This is a genomic window from Gluconobacter cadivus (assembly GCF_015244745.1).
Classification (GTDB): Bacteria; Pseudomonadota; Alphaproteobacteria; order Acetobacterales; family Acetobacteraceae; genus Gluconobacter; species Gluconobacter cadivus.
In genome coordinates, this window is record NZ_JABCQI010000001.1 from 579,770 (window position 1) to 597,962 (window position 18,193).

The following is an 18,193-nucleotide window of genomic DNA, read 5'->3' on the forward strand; positions in this document are numbered from 1 at the left end:
GAGATCATCGCCATGTCCCTACGCCCCTCGCTCAGAAACTCCCTCCTGTCCTGCGCCGCCCTGATGGGGCTGGGGCTCGGCGTTGCCCAAGCCGAGCCGGGCTATCTGCGTGAACCCTCGATTTCCGGCCAGACCGTCCTGTTCAACGCCGAACAGTCCGTCTGGAGCGTTCCCCTCGCAGGCGGGCAGGCCCAGCGTCTGACGACCGTGCCGCAGGGCGCGAATGCCATCGACCCGCATCCCGTCATTTCTCCAGACGGCACCCAGATCGCCTTCGCCGCCAATTTCGACGGCCCGACCGAAATCTACGTCATGCCCCGCAACGGTGGCACGCCGCGCCGTCTGACATTCGAGAACGTCGCACGTCTGAAAATCATCGGCTGGGACGCCCATGCCGGGGTGCTCTATGCCAGCCCTGCCGCAACTGGCCCCTATTACAGCCAGACCGTCTCGGCCATTGATCCGAAAACCGGCGCAACGCGCGTCTTCCCGCTTTCCGGCGCGAACGATGCCGCGCTCAGCCCGGACGGACGCTGGCTTTATGCTGTCCGCTTCGGCCTCGCTACGACCGGCGATCACATGCGCGCCTATCGCGGCGGCGCGCTGTCCCAGCTCTGGCGCTTCGACCTTCAGAACGGCAAGGAAGCCGAGCGCATCGGCACGCATGACGCCAACCTGATCCGCCCGATGCCCTGGCGCGACCGCCTGATCGTCATTTCCGACGGAGATGGACGTTATAATCTGTGGAGCCTCGCCGCCGACGGCTCGGACGCGAAACAGCTCACCCATTTCACGGATTACAGCGTTCTCGAAGCCGCCATTTCCGGCGATCATATCGTCTTCCGCAAAGGCGCGGACCTGTTCGATTTCAATCTGGCCAGCGGTGAGACCACGCCGGTCAAGGTGGACCTGACCTCCGACAACCTGCCCCGCAGCCCGTACTGGCTGGAAAAGCCAACGCGCTTCCTGACGTCCTCGACCATTTCTCCCAAGGGCAATGCCGCCGCCTTCACCATGCGCGGTCATGTCGTGGTCGCCGGGGCCTCGCCCCGCCGCGTCGTCGTACTTGCCACCCCCGATAACGTCCGCCTGCGTCTCGCGCAGATCACGCCAGACGGCAAATCCGTCATTGCCTTCAGCGATGCGGGCGGCGATTCCGCCCTGTGGCGCTTTGCAGCCGATGGCAGCGGCAAAGGCGAGGCCATCACCCAGCCGTCCTCCACCGAACCCGTCGCACTATCTCTTTCCCCGGATGGCAAATACGCCGCCCATACCGACCTTCTGGGCCGCCTCTGGCTGACGGACCTGTCCACCAAGGCCGACAAGCTGGTCGATAACGCCACGCTGGACGGCACCAACGTCTTTGATTCCGTCTCGTGGTCCCCGGATGGACATGTTCTGGCCTATGTCCGTACACGCGGCACAAACCTGCGTCGCCAGATCGCCCTTTACGTCCCCGCCACCGGCCAGTCGAACTGGGTGACGGACGGTCGCTATGAATCCTATACGCCCAGCTTCTCCCCGGATGGCAAATGGCTGTGGTTCCTGTCCGACCGCACGTTCTCGCTCGCCAACGGCTCGCCCTGGGGAGATCGCAATATCGGACCGGCCTTCCCGAAACGCACAGGACTCTACGCCCTCGCCCTCCAGTCCGGCGAACGCTTCCCGTTCCAGCCCGCAACCGAGCTGGACCCGACGGATAAGAAGCCCGACGCCGATAAAAAGGACGACAAGAAGAAAGACGGCGACAAGAAAAAATCCCTTCCCGCCATCGAATGGGCCGGGATCGCCACACGTCTCTATCAGGCCCCGGTTCCGGCCGGAGACTATGAAGGCCTCGGCGTTTCTGACGACTATCTCTTCACGATCGACAATTCCGGCTCAGGCGATGGTCCGGGCGATCTGAAGTCGATCCATATCGACAATAACGAACACAAGATCGAAACCTACGCGGCCAAAATCTCGGATTTCGACATTACTCCGGATGGCAAGACCCTTCTGACCCTCAGCCCTCGCGGCAAGAACGCGCCGGAACTGCTCCTGACGCCCACTGGCGAGAAGCAGCCCAAGGAACTGGACGGCAAGAAGATCGACCTCGACCATCTGCGCCTGCGGATCGACCCCGGACAGGAATGGTCGGACGAATTCGTGGACGCCTGGCGCCTGCACCGTGACCACTATTATGACCGCGACCTGCACGGTGTGGACTGGAAAGCCGTGCGCGCCCATTTCGCCCCGCTCGTGGACCGTCTCGGAGACCGTGCGGATCTCGACGATCTGCTCGGTCAGATGGTGGCGGAAATCGGCGCCATGCACTCGCAGCTCCACGCGCCCACGACCTTCGACCAGCCCGCTTCCAACCTCATTGCCGGCCTCGGCGCGCATCTGACGCATGAGGACAAGGGCTTCCGGATCGACCACATCTATCAGGGCGACCGCGACCTCCCCGATCAGCAGTCCCCGCTGGCCGCCCCCGGTGTGGACGCCCGGAACGGCGATCTCATCGTCGCAATCAACGGTCAGCCGACAGCAGGCCAGCCCGATCTCGGCTCGCTTCTTGCCGATCAGGCTGGAAAGCAGGTTCTTCTGACGCTCTCGCGCGGCGGGAAAGACCACAAAATCATTGTGACGCCCGTCTCTTATATGAAGGAGCGTGACCTGCGCGCGCGGGACTGGGAGGTCAGCCGCGCGGATATCGTCGATCGGACCAGCCACGGCCGCATCGGTTATCTGCATCTGCAATCCATGGTCGGTGACGACATGGAAGCATTTGCCCGCGAGTTCTATGCCAATATCGACAAGGACGGCCTGATCGTGGACGTCCGCGGCAACACGGGCGGCAATATCGACAGCTGGGTTCTCACACAACTCATGCGTCGTCCGTGGATGTTCTGGGGCCGCTACGGCAACGCGCCGTCGGTAGACATGCAGCAGTCCTTCCAAGGCCGCCTGATCGTCCTGTCCGACGAGATGACCTACTCGGACGGCGAGACCTTCTCGCAAGGCATCAAGTCCCTGCATATCGCCCCACTGTTGGGTGAGCGGACCGCAGGCGCGGGCGTCTGGCTCTCGGACGGAGACCGCCTGATCGACAACGGCAATGCCCGTACAGCCGAAAATCCTTATTTCGACCTGAACGGACAATGGCTGGTCGAGAACAAGGGCGTCTCTCCGGACATTGAAGTCGAGAACATGCCGGTTGCCACCTTCAATGGACAGGACCAGCAGCTCGACGCCGCCCTCAAATGGCTGCGCAAAGATATGGCCGACCATCCGCGCCCACCCCTGAAACCCGCTCCCTTCCCGGCCCAGCAGCCTGCTGCCCCGAAATAAACCGGAGCGTCTCTCCACAAAAAAAAAGCCCCTGTCCGATCACTCGGACAGGGGCTTTTTCATGACATGCCGGTTCTCAGAGCATCCGGTTCATAACCGTATCCCTGCGACCATAACGATGCAGCAGCGCCGCAATGCCATGCCCGGCAATCAACACTCCCAGAATCCATGATGAAAACTGGTGCAACACATTCACCAACGGCACGAACACGGGCGCCTTGTGGGCCAATGGCGGCAGATCGACGACCCACATCATAGGGATCGGCAGCCCATGCACCGAACTCCGGACCCATCCCGTCAGCGGCACCACCAGCATCATCGCGTAAAGCGCAAAATGCCCGACCTGCACCGCCAGACGCTCCTCTTCCGGAATATCCGATGACATCGTGGGCGGCCGGTGTGTTGCCCGCCAGACAAGCCGCAGAACCGTCAGGATGATGATGAACGGCCCGATTTCCTTATGGATCAGTAGCAAGAATGCCTTCTGGGGCGTTGCCGCATGCGGCATGATCCGCCCCACATAAAACCCCAGCAGCCACAGCGGAATGATGATGGCCGCCATGCCCCAGTGAAACAGTCTGGCGACAAGGGAATAACGCTGAAACGGCGCAGGGGTGTTGTCCATGAAACGGCAATACTCCGGAAGAACGGTTCCACGTCCTATACCCGTTCGTTTACCGAAACACATGTTGCACAGAGTTACGGATTTGCAAGCTCCCGCAGGCCGGGTAGGACAGTACGCACGTTTTTACAGGAAGATCAGACCACCATGCTGACACTGCTCTACACCCGCATCACCGAACTGGCCGCCTCGCCGCGTGCCGTGTGGTGGCTGATTGTTGTCGCCGTGGCGGAATCTTCCGTATTTCCATTGCCCGTGGACCTGATGCTCGTCCCCATGCTGCTCGCCAACCGTGAACGGGCATGGTTTCTGGCATTTGTCTGCACGACCGCCAGCGTCGTGGGTGGACTGATCGGCTGGCTGCTGGGTGCGTTCCTGATGAAACATATCGGGATGCCGATCGCGCATTTCTATCATGCCGACCAGCGCATCCTGAATCTGGAAGCGATGTTCCGCCGCTATGGCGTCTGGATCATTCTCGCCAAGGGCCTGACCCCTCTGCCCTACAAATTCGTCACGCTGGCGGCAGGAGCGGCGCATTTCCCACTGCTGCCATTCATCGCCGCGAGCATCGTCACGCGGGGCGCACGCTTCTTTCTCGAAGCCGCCCTGCTCCGCATGTTCGGAGAACCCATCCGCGATTTCATCGAAAAACGTCTGGCGCTCGTTCTGTTCGGCGCTCTGATCCTGATCGCAGGCGGCATCGCCCTGATCGAATTTCTTTAAGGACCTTAGTTCAGGGCCATGCGCTCATGCGCCATGGCCTGCTCTTCACCAAAAGACGGCCATTCCGAACGCGTCAATGCCTTCAGGGACGGAGACGGCAGCCCCATACGGTGCGCATACAGCCACGTATAGGTCAGGGCGCGATGGACATAATCGCGCGTCTCGTTATTCGGCAGCGTTTCCATGAAAAACAGCGGGTCATGCATGTCCGCCTTCTGCGCGCCTTCCCAGCGCGCAATCGCTCCCGGTCCGGCGTTGTAGGACGCCAGAACCCGAACCAGATCGCCACCTTCAGGCGGCGTCACCGTCGCAACACGGCTCGACTGGTTCGCGAGATACAGCACATAAAGCTGTCCGATCTCCAGATTGGAAGACGGATTGTGCAGACGGCTGACCATATCAGGCGCCACCGGAATCACCGCCACGCCATGCGAGTCATATGTCATGTGCGACGTGGTGACGAAACTCGCCGTCACCGGACGGATCTGCATCAGACCATGCGCACCGGCCCCTGACGTCGCCGACGGATCGAAGTTGGATTCCACCCGCGTCAGCGCATAGACCAGCGCAGGGTTCATTCGAAAACCATGGCTGGGCTTCAGGGCAGGCAGAGGCAGCGGCGTCGGCGGCGTCACCTCAGATTCCCGATGCATGACCAGAGAGGCAAGCTGCTCGGACAGATCCTCATAACCCGCCGCCTGAGCAACCAGCTGAAGCGACCGCGACCGCGCGCTGTCGGAAGCGACATCCACCCACATACGCCGGATCAGGTTTTCGGCCCGCATCCGTTCGCCGATCTGAAGCAGTGCAAAAAGCTGACGCCCCTGCGGAAGGGCGCCCACAGCCTCGACATCAATTTCCGCAAGTACAGGCACCGGATCATGCAGCGTGACCTCGATCCGCCCACCGGGCAGACGCGCATGGCCATGACGCCCAAGTTCCAACGTCTGGGACGCCAGCATGCCATAGAAGGTTTCGTGATGCGTGGCGGCGCGATGCAGCCACTTCACATAGCCCGCCATATCATGACGACGCCCCTCGGCCCGTGCTGCCCAGAACGCAGCAGCCGCACGGATTTCCAGCGCCGTCACAGGCGCATTGGCCGCAGACTGGAACAGCTCATAGGCCGCCTCGACATGCCCTTCACGCCAGGCAGCAAGCCCGGCAACATAAGCGGGCAGCCCAACCTGATGATCCCCACGGCCAAATCCAGCACTCGCATTCCGCAACGCCGCAAGGGTTTCCCCCTGCGACAGCAGACCAAGTGCAATCTCACCGTAAAGCTGCGCCGCGTAAGGGGCTGTCATCCCCGGTGTGATGTCCACCAGATGCAACGCACTTTCCGCCCCCCGTAAACCCGTCAAAGCCCGTTCCTGAACCGTGCGGTCCAGCAGCGGATTGCGGGCGAATGCATGCATCAGCGGATCAACGGGAGCAGCCGCGCCCTTCATATCGTCAGCCCGCGCATCAGCGGCAAGCGGACGAACGAAAGACTGCATCTGAACCGTTCCCGGAAGTGCAATTTTCAGCAGAAGAGCCTGAATGGTCGATGCATCGGGCTGGGACGCATAGTCATGCAGCCATTCCCGAAGCTGTTCGGCCGCAGGATGCGCGCCCGGCGCAAGATAACGCTCAGCCAGCACATCCGGCAGGAGGACATGGTCTGTCAGCAGACGCATCTGTTCCTGAGCAATCCGGGAATTGCCTTCGCGCTGGGCCTGAAAGATCAGCCGATAGCGGTTGGCCATGGCCGCCGTCAGCGGATGGGGCAGCGAGACAACGCCATCCCCGCCCAGAGACGGCCGGGCTTCGGCAAACGCAGTCTCATCCCCGGCCGGTTCCGGCTGGGGGCTGAGGTTGCGTGTGCTGTCCGCACGCGCCGGAGACAATGAGCCACCGGCCAGAATCAGTACGCTGACGAGCAAAGCCCGGGCGCTACTGCCTGAAATGAAAGGGGGTGTCCTTCGCATAGCAGCGGGTTGCTACCCGCTTTGCAGGGCCTTGGCAAGAACTTGTTAAGTTCTACACATCCTTGGACTGGGCAATGATATAACCCAACCCCAAAACAATCCAGTGGCAAACACCTGTCATCGCGCGTTTTTTTACGTTTTTCCGAAGTTTTTTAACGGTAGTATTTGTACCCACTTAGTCCTCATTCTTCTGGAGAGAGTTTCTCCATCAGAATCAGCAGATCCTGCCAGGCATTCCGCCGCGCAGCCGCGCTTGCCCGCAGTTGCAGAGGGTGCCGCATGGGCAGAAGTGGCACCGGAGTCGCAAGCCCCGGAACCGATACGTCCGTCCACCGCCCCCGCATTCGCCCGACAGCAGCATCCGGACCCACCAGCATCTTGAGCGGCGTCACCCCCATCGTCACCAGAAACCCCGGCCGACACAGGGCAATAGTCCGCAACAAGAGCGGAAGACAGGCCTGCATCTCCGCATCACTCGGTGTTCGCCCGCCGGGCGGCCGCCACGGCAAGGCGGGCGCCATCGAAATCCCCCCGCGCTCCAGTCCCGCAGACCGCAGCATTTTCTCCAGCAATGCCCCGCCCTCGCCCGCAAACAACGTGCCGGAACGGTCCTCATCCGCATCGGGCGCCTCGCCGATCAGCATGAACGGCGCCCCCTCGACGAAAACCGGCTCGAGCCGATGTGTGGCGGTTCGGGCCAGAAACAGATCGCCCGGCGCTTCGGTCAGGCGCATCAGTGTCGGCAGATCGGGCGCTTCTTCCACCGCCCGCCCGGACAGCCCGCTCGCCGACACGCCAGCCGCCTTCGCAGGCATCCGGCGCGCTCCGTCGCCTCCCGAAAGAGCCGCAGGCAAATGTTGCGCAAAATCCTGCCGCTCCGTCCCGACACGCGGCGGCAGTTGCGGCGTCGCCTCGGACAGACGGTCCACCGGTATTTCACACAGGGCCTCGTCCACACCCCAGTCATACTGGAGCTGAAGCGCGGCCAGCAGATCGGCCCGGCTCAGAACTGCCGACACATCACTGACTGGGGGCGTCATGGTTGATCCGTCCTGATGGCCTCTCACTCCGTCGCCACACAGACCCCAAAGGGATGCCGGTTGGCGTGGAGCCTCAAGAGGGCTAGAGTTTCTTCCATTATGCAGATCACACGCGGCTGGCCCAGATCATTCGAGGAATTTTCCCGCCCGCTCCGTCTGGTGCTTCCCGCTCTCGCGCTGGGCAGCGGCCTGACAGGGAGCGCGCTGGCCGCCCTGCCTCCCACCATAAAGCCCACCGTCAATCCGGAAAATTCCCTGACCGGCTGGATGCTGGCGGCAACGGTCATGATGGAACGCGGAGACGTTCCCGCCGCCAATCTGGCCCTCTCCCATGCCCTGCCGCTCGCACCGCATAACCTTCAGCTACAACACGACGCCCTGCGTTATGCCGCCATGGCCGGTCGTCAGACCGAAGCCGTCAAACTCGCCACCGCCCTGCCCGATCAGGGCGGTGGCAGCGATATCGGCACCCTCATTCTCGCGCAGGACGCCTTCGCCCGGCAAGACTGGGCCGCGATGCGCCGCATCCTCACCCGAAGTCCCCATCACGGTCCGCTCGTCACAATCGCAGCACCCGTTCTCATGGGCTGGAGCCTCGCCGCCGAGGGCCACCCCGACAAAGCCCTGAACCTGCTGGCGGAAGCCGCAGGGCAGCCTACGACCCGCAGGCTCTATCTGCTGCATGCGGCCATGGTGGCGGAACACCTGCCCACTCCCCTACTCGCCGGACAGCTCTATCACCGCACAGGAAACGCGTCCGGAGATCCACTGACGCTCCAGATCCTCTACGCGCAGCTCTATGGCGGCTGGCTCGAACGGCACGGCCACCACAAGGAGGCCAGCGACGTCGTCTCCGCTCTGGGCGTGACTTCTCCGCTGGCCGCCCTCGTCATCGGCCCGATCCAAGAGGATCTTCCAAACCTTAAAAAACCAACGCCGGCACTCGGCGGGGCCGTCCTCAATCTTCAGATGGCCCTCATGATTACGGACGCCATCCAACAGGACGGCATTCCACGCGATCCAGCCATCATCGCCCTGCAACAGGCCATTTTCCTCGATCCCGGCCTGACACTCGCACGCATCTTTCTGGCTGATACTTTCCGCGAAGCCAACCAGATCACCAGCGGCCTCGCCGAACTAAACAGCATTTCCCCGTCCGATCCCCTTGCCGCCCTGGCCGCACAGGAACGGATCAACCTTGCCCTGCGCTCAGGAGACCTCGGACAGGAAGCCGATGCCCTGCACCGCGCTCTCGCCCTGCGTCCCGAGAACCCGGAATTCCTGATCCAGCTTGCCGAAGTCGAAGACCAGCGCGGCCATCATACAGACGCAGTCGCACTCTACACCCGCGCCCTCAAGGCCTCCCCGCCCCGTAAGGAAGTCCTCTGGCCCATCCTGCTGGGCCGCGCGATGGCCGCTCAGGAAAGCGGCAACTGGCCGATGGTGCAGGACGACATGAAACATGCGCTGGAACTCGCTCCGGACCAGCCCGAAGTCCTGAACTTCGTCGGCTATGCCAATATCGAGCATAACACCGATCAGGCGCAGTCTCTCGCCATGCTGAAAAAAGCCGTTGATCTCCAACCCGCGGATGCGTCCATTCAGGACAGCTACGCCTGGGCCCTTCTCAAATATCGCGCAGACCTCAAAACCGCGCTTCCCGTGCTGGTTCAGGCCGCCGAGCACGCGCCCGGCGATGCCGAAATCGGCTATCATCTCGGCGTCGCCTACTGGTATCTCGGACGGCACACCGAGGCGCAGGACCAGTGGAACCAGTCCCTCGACGACAACCCCCAGCCGCAGGACCGCGCCCTTCTGCTACAGGCGCTCCAGAACGGCGGCCCCCATCTCGCAGCTTTCGAACAGAAACAATGACCTTCACAAACGCCCCCCAAGCCACAGCACACGCCAAAATCAACCTGTTCCTGCACATCACCGGCCGACGCGACGACGGATACCACCTGCTCGACAGCCTCGCGGTATTCGCAGGCGCCGCAGACCGCATCACGCTTGAAGGCCCCGCCGATACGATGTCGCTGACGATCGACGGCCCCTTCGGCCAAGGGCTGGAAGCGGACAACCAGAACCTCGTCCTGCGCGCCGCCCGCGCCCTTCAGGCCAAGGCTGGCACAGCATTTAATGGCCTGACCGAGTCCTTTCGCCTGAAACTTGAAAAGAACCTTCCTGTTGCTTCGGGGATCGGTGGCGGTTCTGCGGACGCTGCAGCAACGCTGCGCCTGCTGGCCCAAGAATGGGACGTGGAACAGGCCACACTCTTTCCGGTCGCCGAAAAACTGGGCGCAGACGTTCCCGTCTGTATCGCGCAGCGTCCGGCTCGGATGCAGGGGATTGGAGAAATCCTCGCACCGGCCCCGGTCCTGCCTGATGCGGGCCTCCTGCTCGTCAATCCCGGCGTCGGCGTCTCGACACCCGAGGTCTTCCGGGCCTTCGCCGCGGGCGGCGGCATTACGGAGCGGCCTCAAGCCTTCCTGCCTATCCGCTGGGACAGCGCAGAAGCCATGGTCGCCGACCTGAACGCCACAACCAACGACCTTCAGACTCCGGCCCTGTCACAATGCCCGGTGATTGGCACTGTTCTGGCGTCCATCGGCAGCCTTCCCGAGTGCCTTCTCACGCGTATGAGCGGTTCAGGCGCCACCTGCTTCGGGATTTTCCCCAATCCCGACAGCGCCATAAATGCCGCACGGATCCTGAACGAACAGAGCGCGCGTCTGAATTGGTGGACATGGGCCGGAGGCTTCCACCACACTGGGTCTTCAACCTGATCACATCACAACCGGGCAGGGAGCCGAACATCATGACAGCCCCACGCATGCAGGTCACACGTTCCGAAGACGGCAAGACGGCCATCCTGTCCTTTCTTGAAGGCAGCGGCGTTTCAGGCAGCCTGTCTCTAGACGAGGCCCAGTTGTCCCAACTGATCACAAGCCTAGGTCTGGCCCATGCCGCCCTGATCGAAAAACGCCCGCCAGCCCCCATTGCAGGCGCGCGCTTCACGCCGGTCTACACCACAAACTGGGCCCTTCAGATCGACGCCCTGACCGAAGGATCAATGCTGGCGTTCCAGCATCCGGCCTATGGGCCGGTTGGCGTTGTCTTCGGCCCTCAGGACGTCGAACAGATTATTCACGGCCTGCAGAAACAGCGCACCATGATCCGCTCGAACCCTCAGGATGCCAGCACACCAAGCTGATCCCTCAGAAGAGCTCAACCTCTCCGGAGCCTACTGACGGACGGGGGGCTTTCGCCAGCAGACGCTGACGGATCTCTCCCATCGTCAAACGATCCACAACTGACCGCTGAACCTGCACAGTCTCTACCTCAGGCTCACGGCTCAGCCCTTCACAGCAGCTCGCCACCTGATCCAGAACCTGGGCGATCCTGTCGAAATCCTGCAACTCCAGAGGATTTTCTCCCAGAAGCGCCTTCAGACAGACGGTCTCCAGTCTTCGCAGTTCCTGAAGACTGACGGCGAGCTGTACCCCAAGCCCTTCGAGAACCTGAGGCAACGGAAGTCCCTTCGAAGCCTCAAGCACCGCAGATCGGTCCGAAAACAGCTTCGATGCGGGATTTAAGCGAGCTGGCCGTAAAAGGCTTGGCCAGAAAATTGTTCACGCCCTCCGCGATCGCCTGCTGCACCAGTTCCTTGCTCGCCTGCCCGGTCAACATGATGAAACCTGTTTTCGCAGTGCGCGCATTGCTCCTGACGGCCTTCAAAAGCTCAAGCCCGTCCATGTCCGGCATGTTGAAGTCCGAAATGATAAGATGAACCGAATTGCTCTTCAGATGCTCCAGAGCTTCCACCCCGTTGCGGACACCAGCAATCTGCACAAAACCGATCTGGGCAAGCGTATTGCGCAGGATCGAACGGATAGAGGTCTGGTCGTCCACGAGGAGCACGGACATGGAAGATGCGGAAATCATGGATACGTCTCCAGAGAACGGCGTTCACAAAGATTGAGAATAGCGGGACCAATGGCGGACAGCGGAAGCTGCGTGTCCACCGCGCCCAATTCATAAGCAGCCCGTGGCATGCCATAAATGACAGAACTTGCCCGGTCCTGACCGATCGTACAGGCACCGGCATGACGCATGGCCAACAGACCCTGCGCACCATCGCACTCCATCCCGGTCAGGATGACGCCCACAGCATTTTTCCCCACTGTGGCGGCAAGAGAATAAAACAGTTCGTCCACGGATGGCCGATGCCCATTAACGGGGGGCGCCGTTACCAGTTGGCAGACATACTCACCGGGGCGCACCCCACCCCTGATACGAAGATGACGCCCCCCACCGGGCGCGACATACACAACACCCGGCTTCAGCACATCGCCCTCTTCCGCCAGCCTGACGTCCGGTTTCACAACCCTGTCCAGACGGCGCGCAAAGCTCTCGGAAAACTGTTTTGGCATATGCTGTACGATGACTGTCGCGGGGCAATCCTTCGGAAAATGCTCGAGCACATCCGTTAGAGCTTCCACGCCACCGGTCGAGGCACCTATGCCAACGACAGTTCCGGTTTTCGTGGCAGCCATCACTCTGGCTCCCAAACTCCCCCCTACCGATACGGCAGGTTGCCCTTTTGTGGCGCCTGCTCGAACAATCGCGTCTCCCAACCCGGCAAAGGGCTCCTCTCCGCTCCCGAGCGCCATTTTCGAATACCACTCGGCAGCCCCCATCCGGAGCGCCTGCTCCACCAGCCCTTGATGACTGGAGAGACGACCCGACACCATCACTACAGGCATCGGGCGCAACCGCATGATCTTTTCAAGAAACTGCAATCCATTCATGGACGGCATTTCGTAATCAAGCGTCAGCACATCAGGATTCAGCCGCACGATCAGATCGCGTGCCTCAAAAGGCGTTCCAGCCGTTCCAACAACCTGGACGCGGGGATCACGTTTGAGAGCTGCTGCGATCAGCGCCCGCGTTGTCAGAGAGTCGTCGACGACCACGACCGTCAAAGGCTTTAAACCGCTCATGGAGACATCTCTCCGGTCGAAACCTTGCGATAGGCATTATACCCAATGCTTTCCATTCCAAAGCGTTCGGGATGAGCAATACGTTCCGAATGTCCCAGATAAAGCTCACCACCTGGAAAAATGCGCGTCGAGAGATTGCCCCAGAGCCTGTCCTGAGTTTCCCGGTCGAAATAAATCGCGACATTCCTACAGAAAATGGCGTGAAACCGCGATGAAAACGGCCATGGCTCCACCAGATTGAGCCGGCGAAACCGAATCATGTCCCGAATTCTTTCAGACATGACGACCCGATTGCTTTCGAGCCGACAGAACGACAGCACGCCGGCCTCAAACAAGGCTTCCGCTTCCACAGAATTATAACTGCCCAGCTTGGCCTGACTGAGGATGTCGGCATCAATATCTGTCGCCAGAATCTTTGCCTTCAGTCCCGAGATGCCAGACAGACACTTCAAGACTGTCATAGCAATGGAGTAGGCTTCTTCGCCGCTCGAACAGGCTGCCGACCAGATCCTGAGTTCCTCGCCACGTTCAATGCGCGAGTATAATTTCTGGCGCAATAACTGCTCCAGATACGCAAAATGATGCTTTTCCCGATAAAAGCTGGTAACGTTTGTCGTCAGCGCCGAAACAAGATGATTTCTTTCATTAACTCCAGCGCCACTTACCAGAAAATCACAATACTCATCAAAAGAGCCAAACCCTTCCTGCCGGACACGGCGTGAAATTCTCGAATAAACAAGGCTTTTCTTCTTGTCAGATAAAGAAATTCCAGCAGACGTTTTGGCAATCCCTGCAATAATCCGAAAATTTTCGTCCGATATCTCCTGTTGATCCTGAAGCTCCATCACTGTCATTGCAAACTTCCTTCAAACAGCGAGGACACATTCACAGAAAAAACCAGACGCCCTCCCAAGGACAGAATGCCGTTTGAATAGTATTTGAGATTATCGCTGGAAAGCTCTGGAAGGGGTCGGAAGTCTTCTTCGTCAATATCCGAGATATCCGTCACATTCGAAACCGAAAAACCAATAATCTTCTTGTCGTCTTTCAGAAAAATAATGGCCTTTTTTTCATCGTTATCATCAGAAACCCCCATCATCTGGGCCATGTTCACAAGCGGGATCACGGAACCGCGGACATTGACCACTCCTTCCACAAAAGCCGGAGCTGCCGGAAAAGGCGTCGCTTTCGCCCATTCCTTGATTTCCTTCACGGCAGAAATCTGAACAGAAAATTCCTGGCTCCCCAAGGAAAAGACTAGAGCTTTTTCCATGATCATACCCTTTCCTCCAACGAACCTTCCCGTTTTTTCAGAAGCTCACCAAAGAGAAATTCAACGTCCAGAATAAATGCCACGTTCCCATCCCCAAGAATGGTCGCCGTTGAAAAGCAGGCGATTTTTCTATAGTTGTCTTCAAGATTCTTTACTACAAACCTTGAATGATCAATGATTTTATCAACAATAAATGCAAGTTTTTCTTCGTTTTCATTTTCAATAACAAAACATATCTTTTGATTCAGTCCATCAGAAGACGTTCCAATAATATCAGAGGCATAAATCACGGATAAATAGCCGTCCCGATAAGGATATCCGTATTTCCCTTCTCCAACATGAAAAGCTTTTTTCGCGTCGAAGATAATTGTCTCAAGGACGTTATTGACCGGAATTACAAAATCCTGGCCTTCGGCCTTGAAAATAATTCCTTCAATAACTGACAACGTAAACGGCAGTGAAATCGAAAACGTCGTCCCCTTTCCTTTAGCAGAGCTAATAAAAATCCTCCCATTGATCTGCTGAAGACTCTGCTTGACCACATCCATTCCCACGCCGCGCCCCGAAACATCGGTGACTTCTGCGACAGTGGAGAAACCGGGCTCAAAAATCAGGGAATAAATTTCTTCCCGATCCAGTCTTTGACCTCTTTCAATAATCTTTTTTTCAACCGCTTTTTCGTAAATCCTGTCGGCATCCAGACCAGCGCCATCATCCTGAATTTCGACGATGATCCGCCCAGAGCGCTGAAACGCCCGAAGTCTGAGCAGCCCTTCCGGATCCTTGCCAGCCAGCGATCTGGCTTGGGGACTTTCGATACCATGATCAATCGCATTACGGACCATATGCGTCAGAGGGTCGGACAGCTTTTCGAGAATGGAACGATCCACCTCGGTGTCTTCTCCCTCCAGCACAAGCCGAACCTGCTTTTCCGTTAGTCTTGCCGTCTCTCGGACAACCCGGCCCAGCTTCTGGAAAACGGTTTTGATCGGATAGGCCCGCATGGTGATGACGTTTTCCTGAAGCTCGTGAATAAGCTGCTCCTGCGCCGTCACGACATTTCCCAGAACAGAATCTCCGTGAACCTTGTTACGCCGCATCTGTGATTGAATGGCACCCTGATTGATCACCAGCTCCCCAATCAGATCGACAAGCTTGTCGATCCGCTGGATGTCGACACGGACAGTCGCGGATTCCTTGCGCTCGGCAGGCTTCTTGATCTGAAGATCTATTTTTTCTTCAACCTCCACAGGCAGAGATGCGGGACCGTCAGCAACATTGTCAGCTATGAGCGTAACCGTCGCTTGAAGATCGTCTCCGGACCATTCGAAAATTTCCTCGACGTCACCACGCGACTTCTGAGTTTCCAACAGGAGATTCCACGTTAGATAACTCCGTTCAGGTGAAATATCGCCAATCAGTGGAACCGCGTCCGTATCCACTTCAACCTGAAGCGCCCCCAGTCCCTTCAATGCGATCAGAATATTCCGGACATCATCGCCGCGCTCGTAAAACTCAGTCGTTACTCTCAGGGAAATTGAAAACCGCTGGTCGACCGGCGCCTCGATTTCAATTTTGACTGGCGCAAACGCCATCCCGAAGATGTCATCCATCTCCACATCCTCGGGGGACGGCTCTGGTTCGGGCGCTCCTGAATCAAGATATCGCTCCAGTTCAGCCACAGTATCGGAGGCAGCCTCACAGGCCGTCCCTTCATTTTTAAAAGCTGTAACGATATCGAACAGAGCATCCTTACACTTTAAAAACGTCGCGATACTCTCAGCTGTGACGGACAAGGCTCCTGACCGAAACAGGTCAAGCACACTCTCAAAAAGATGGGAGAATTTTACCAGTTCCTCCATCCCAAAGGCCGCTGCTCCGCCTTTGATGGAATGAACGCACCGAAAGATCGTGTTGATCTTTTCTTTGTCTTCCGGCTCATCGCTCAACGTCGTCAGTTCTTCTTCAAGAAGAGCGAGCTGTTCATCGCACTCGTCAAAGAAAATCTGTCGGATGGCATCCATATCATCCGTAAACTCTGTCGCACTCATGCGCTGACCCGCCTGACTGCCGCAAGCAGTTTAGGGCCGTCAAATGGCTTGACGATCCATCCTGTCGCTCCGGCCTCGCGCGCAGCACGCCGAAGCTCGTCACCGGATTCCGTCGTCAGAAAAATGATCGGAACAAACTTCGTTTCATCCCGAGTACGCAGGGCCTGCGTCAGTTCTAGCCCGTTCATACGCGGCATGTTCAGATCCGTTATGATAACGGCAGGGGAAAATCCCTTGATCTTTTCCAGAGCATCCACGCCGTCTTCAGCCGTTTCGACGTCGTATCCGCCTCCGCGAAGCTCACGACTGATCAGATCCCGCATGGTTCTGGAATCATCGACAACCAGAATATTCATGCTGCGCCTTCCCCTTTGAGAAGAAAATCTCCGCCAAGCAGGGTAAGGTTTTCTTTCATTTCATCGGAGACGTTTCTGATTTCAAAAGACGTGCCCAGCGTCTGCGCAGTCGCAAATGCGGAGACCAGCAATTGAAAGCAGAGTCCCCCAACACGCTGCACACTCTCTCCATCCAGAAGAAAGGCGCCCTCCTGTTTTTTCAGAAGTTCTGAAAACGGAACCGCATATCTGGTATCCAATATTTCAGGGAGAATGAGGGCTTCCATTACCGGAATTCCTCCCAACCTTCATCAGACGTCTGAAAAGGACTTTCTCCCCACTGCGTGGTGGCAGGTGGCAGAATGGAGTCTTCTTTTGCCAAGCCAAACTGGTCATCACCATAATCCTGCAAGTGAAACCGCTGGAGACTTCCCACAAGTTCCTTGGCTTCCGCACTCAGATTATGACTGGCAGCCGTGGCTTCTTCGACCATTGCGGCATTCTGCTGAGTGTTTTGATCCATCTGGCTGACCGCAACGCTGATTTCCGAAAGGTCATTCGCCTGGCTCCGTGCAGCCGTAGCAATTTCACCGATCAGCACACTGATTTCACTGACGTTCTCCACGATCGATTTCATCGCGACCCCCGTCTCTTCGACCAGAGAACTGCCACGACTGACCTGCTGTGTGCTGGAGGTGATCAGTCCCTTGATTTCCTTGGCCGCATCCGCTGATCGCTGCGCCAGCGCACGAACCTCGGCCGCGACGACCGCAAATCCCTTACCCGCGTCCCCTGCTCGGGCAGCTTCGACACCGGCATTCAGCGCCAGCAGATTTGTCTGAAAAGCAATATCGTCAATCAGCCCGAGAATCTGTGCGATATGGATGGACGATTTCTGAATGTCCTGCATGGCCGCCGTAGCAGCCATCATCACTTCTCCAGATCTTTCCGCACGATCACGCGTCTGACTGGCGACTTCGCTCGCATGAACCGAGGCCGCAGCCGTCTTGCGGACAGTTTCCGTGACATTGCCGACAGAAATCGTCGTTTCTTCAAGACGCGCAACTTGAAGTTCCGTACGACGGGCCAGATCGTCTGCCGCGGATGCAATTTCAGCAGACCCCGATGAAATCGTCGAAATGCTGTCGTTCAGCGAAACCATCACTTTCTGAAGGCTCAACGCCGTTTCGTTGAAATCCTGCCGCAGTCGGTCGTAGCGGGCGGGCAAGGCCTCTTCGAGGCGAAATCCCAGTTCGCCATCGCGCAGATTCGCCATGGCATTCCCAACAATCTCAATCACCCGCTCATGTTCGGCAGCTTCCTGCTGGGCCGACTGCCGTGCGTCTTCAGCTTCGATCCGAACAGCGGCAAGCGCAGACTGCGCCTGAGATGCCAGGATTTCACTTCTCTCGGAATTGGTGCGCGCCTCGCCCAGCATGACCTGTAACCGGACCAGACTGGCTTCATGAGCATCTTTCGGCAGGGTCCCTTGGGCGGCAAGCTGCCTGACAGCCCCTGTCAGAGCATCCCCGCGTCCCGCGACCTGAACAAACGCAAAAATTCCCGAAACAACAAACAGTCCAAGAAGCGCGATTTCAGGGACAAGAAACGCCCTGGCAGATGCAGCAGAGAGGCCGCTCACCTTCACCCCCCAGAGCACCCCACAGACTCCGACGATTACAGGAATGGCAAATATCAGAAGCAGCCGCCGACGCAGCAGGAAACTCCCTTGTACGGGAACAGAGCGTATGTCGGACATGCCAGGCTGTCTCTCCAGAAACACAGATCACACCATGCCGGCCAAAGGCAGCCGGCCAGATAATCTCCTTCCTAGAGAACA

Annotated in this window: 17 protein-coding genes; 5 read left to right on the forward strand and 12 right to left on the reverse strand. The window is 58.5% G+C overall.

Annotated features, from left to right (window positions below):
- Window positions 1-12: 12 nt before the first annotated feature.
- Entirely contained in the window at window positions 13-3,333 is a 3,321-nt protein-coding gene (locus HKD28_RS02650) for a S41 family peptidase (RefSeq protein WP_235993245.1), read from the forward strand.
- 76 nt (window positions 3,334-3,409) lie between these two features.
- Here HKD28_RS02650 and HKD28_RS02655 read toward each other — a convergent pair whose 3' ends face one another.
- A complete protein-coding gene (locus HKD28_RS02655; RefSeq protein ID WP_194266733.1) occupies window positions 3,410-3,958 on the reverse strand; it encodes a cytochrome b in 549 nt (182 codons plus the stop codon).
- A 144-nt stretch (window positions 3,959-4,102) separates the two neighbouring features.
- Between HKD28_RS02655 and HKD28_RS02660 the strand changes: the two genes are divergently transcribed.
- The gene (locus HKD28_RS02660; RefSeq protein ID WP_194266734.1) at window positions 4,103-4,681 is read left to right on the forward strand and encodes a YqaA family protein; all 579 of its coding nucleotides are present in this window, start codon (window positions 4,103-4,105) and stop codon (window positions 4,679-4,681) included.
- A 5-nt stretch (window positions 4,682-4,686) separates the two neighbouring features.
- Here the strand turns inward: HKD28_RS02660 and HKD28_RS02665 are convergent, their stop codons facing one another.
- Together HKD28_RS02665 and HKD28_RS02670 are read right to left on the reverse strand one after the other, a co-directional pair.
- Window positions 4,687-6,651, reverse strand: coding sequence for a transglycosylase SLT domain-containing protein (locus HKD28_RS02665; protein ID WP_194266735.1), 1,965 nt, complete (start codon window positions 6,649-6,651; stop codon window positions 4,687-4,689).
- Between the two features lie 182 nt (window positions 6,652-6,833).
- Window positions 6,834-7,691, reverse strand: a complete 858-nt coding sequence (locus tag HKD28_RS02670; RefSeq protein WP_194266736.1) for a uracil-DNA glycosylase — start codon at window positions 7,689-7,691, stop codon at window positions 6,834-6,836.
- A gap of 99 nt (window positions 7,692-7,790) precedes the next feature.
- On the opposite strand from HKD28_RS02670, the gene HKD28_RS02675 reads away from it, so the two are divergent.
- From HKD28_RS02675 to HKD28_RS02685, 3 genes are read left to right on the forward strand one after another with little or no spacing between them, the layout of a single operon-like run.
- Window positions 7,791-9,566 (forward strand): tetratricopeptide repeat protein, encoded by a 1,776-nt coding sequence (locus HKD28_RS02675; protein ID WP_194266737.1) that lies wholly within the window; start codon window positions 7,791-7,793, stop codon window positions 9,564-9,566.
- On the forward strand, window positions 9,563-10,477 hold the full coding sequence (locus HKD28_RS02680; RefSeq protein ID WP_194266738.1) for a 4-(cytidine 5'-diphospho)-2-C-methyl-D-erythritol kinase: 915 nt from the start codon (window positions 9,563-9,565) through the stop codon (window positions 10,475-10,477). Before HKD28_RS02675 ends, HKD28_RS02680 begins: the two co-directional genes overlap by 4 nt.
- Window positions 10,478-10,524: 47 nt before the next feature.
- On the forward strand, window positions 10,525-10,905 hold the full coding sequence (locus HKD28_RS02685; protein ID WP_194266814.1) for a hypothetical protein: 381 nt from the start codon (window positions 10,525-10,527) through the stop codon (window positions 10,903-10,905).
- Window positions 10,906-10,909: 4 nt separating this feature from the next.
- Here HKD28_RS02685 and HKD28_RS02690 read toward each other — a convergent pair whose 3' ends face one another.
- The 9 genes from HKD28_RS02690 to HKD28_RS02730 are packed head-to-tail and all read right to left on the reverse strand — an operon-like array spanning window position 10,910 to window position 18,112.
- Entirely contained in the window at window positions 10,910-11,248 is a 339-nt protein-coding gene (locus HKD28_RS02690; RefSeq protein WP_194266739.1) for a hypothetical protein, read from the reverse strand.
- On the reverse strand, window positions 11,241-11,636 hold the full coding sequence (locus HKD28_RS02695) for a response regulator (RefSeq protein WP_194261816.1): 396 nt from the start codon (window positions 11,634-11,636) through the stop codon (window positions 11,241-11,243). The genes HKD28_RS02690 and HKD28_RS02695 overlap by 8 nt, the downstream gene beginning before the upstream one ends.
- Window positions 11,633-12,694 carry a protein-glutamate methylesterase/protein-glutamine glutaminase gene (locus HKD28_RS02700; protein WP_194266740.1) on the reverse strand — a complete coding sequence of 354 codons (1,062 nt, stop codon included), beginning with the start codon at window positions 12,692-12,694 and terminating at the stop codon, window positions 11,633-11,635. Before HKD28_RS02700 ends, HKD28_RS02695 begins: the two co-directional genes overlap by 4 nt.
- Window positions 12,691-13,548 carry a CheR family methyltransferase gene (locus HKD28_RS02705; RefSeq protein ID WP_194266741.1) on the reverse strand — a complete coding sequence of 286 codons (858 nt, stop codon included), beginning with the start codon at window positions 13,546-13,548 and terminating at the stop codon, window positions 12,691-12,693. The genes HKD28_RS02700 and HKD28_RS02705 overlap by 4 nt, the downstream gene beginning before the upstream one ends.
- Window positions 13,545-13,967, reverse strand: a complete 423-nt coding sequence (locus HKD28_RS02710) for a chemotaxis protein CheW (RefSeq protein ID WP_194266742.1) — start codon at window positions 13,965-13,967, stop codon at window positions 13,545-13,547. The genes HKD28_RS02705 and HKD28_RS02710 overlap by 4 nt, the downstream gene beginning before the upstream one ends.
- Before the next feature lie 2 nt (window positions 13,968-13,969).
- Window positions 13,970-16,018, reverse strand: coding sequence for a chemotaxis protein CheA (locus tag HKD28_RS02715; protein ID WP_194266743.1), 2,049 nt, complete (start codon window positions 16,016-16,018; stop codon window positions 13,970-13,972).
- Window positions 16,015-16,374, reverse strand: coding sequence for a response regulator (locus HKD28_RS02720; protein ID WP_194266744.1), 360 nt, complete (start codon window positions 16,372-16,374; stop codon window positions 16,015-16,017). Before HKD28_RS02720 ends, HKD28_RS02715 begins: the two co-directional genes overlap by 4 nt.
- Window positions 16,371-16,640, reverse strand: coding sequence for an STAS domain-containing protein (locus tag HKD28_RS02725; protein ID WP_194266745.1), 270 nt, complete (start codon window positions 16,638-16,640; stop codon window positions 16,371-16,373). The genes HKD28_RS02720 and HKD28_RS02725 overlap by 4 nt, the downstream gene beginning before the upstream one ends.
- Entirely contained in the window at window positions 16,640-18,112 is a 1,473-nt protein-coding gene (locus HKD28_RS02730; protein WP_194266746.1) for a methyl-accepting chemotaxis protein, read from the reverse strand. The genes HKD28_RS02725 and HKD28_RS02730 overlap by 1 nt, the downstream gene beginning before the upstream one ends.
- Window positions 18,113-18,193 lie beyond the last annotated feature (81 nt).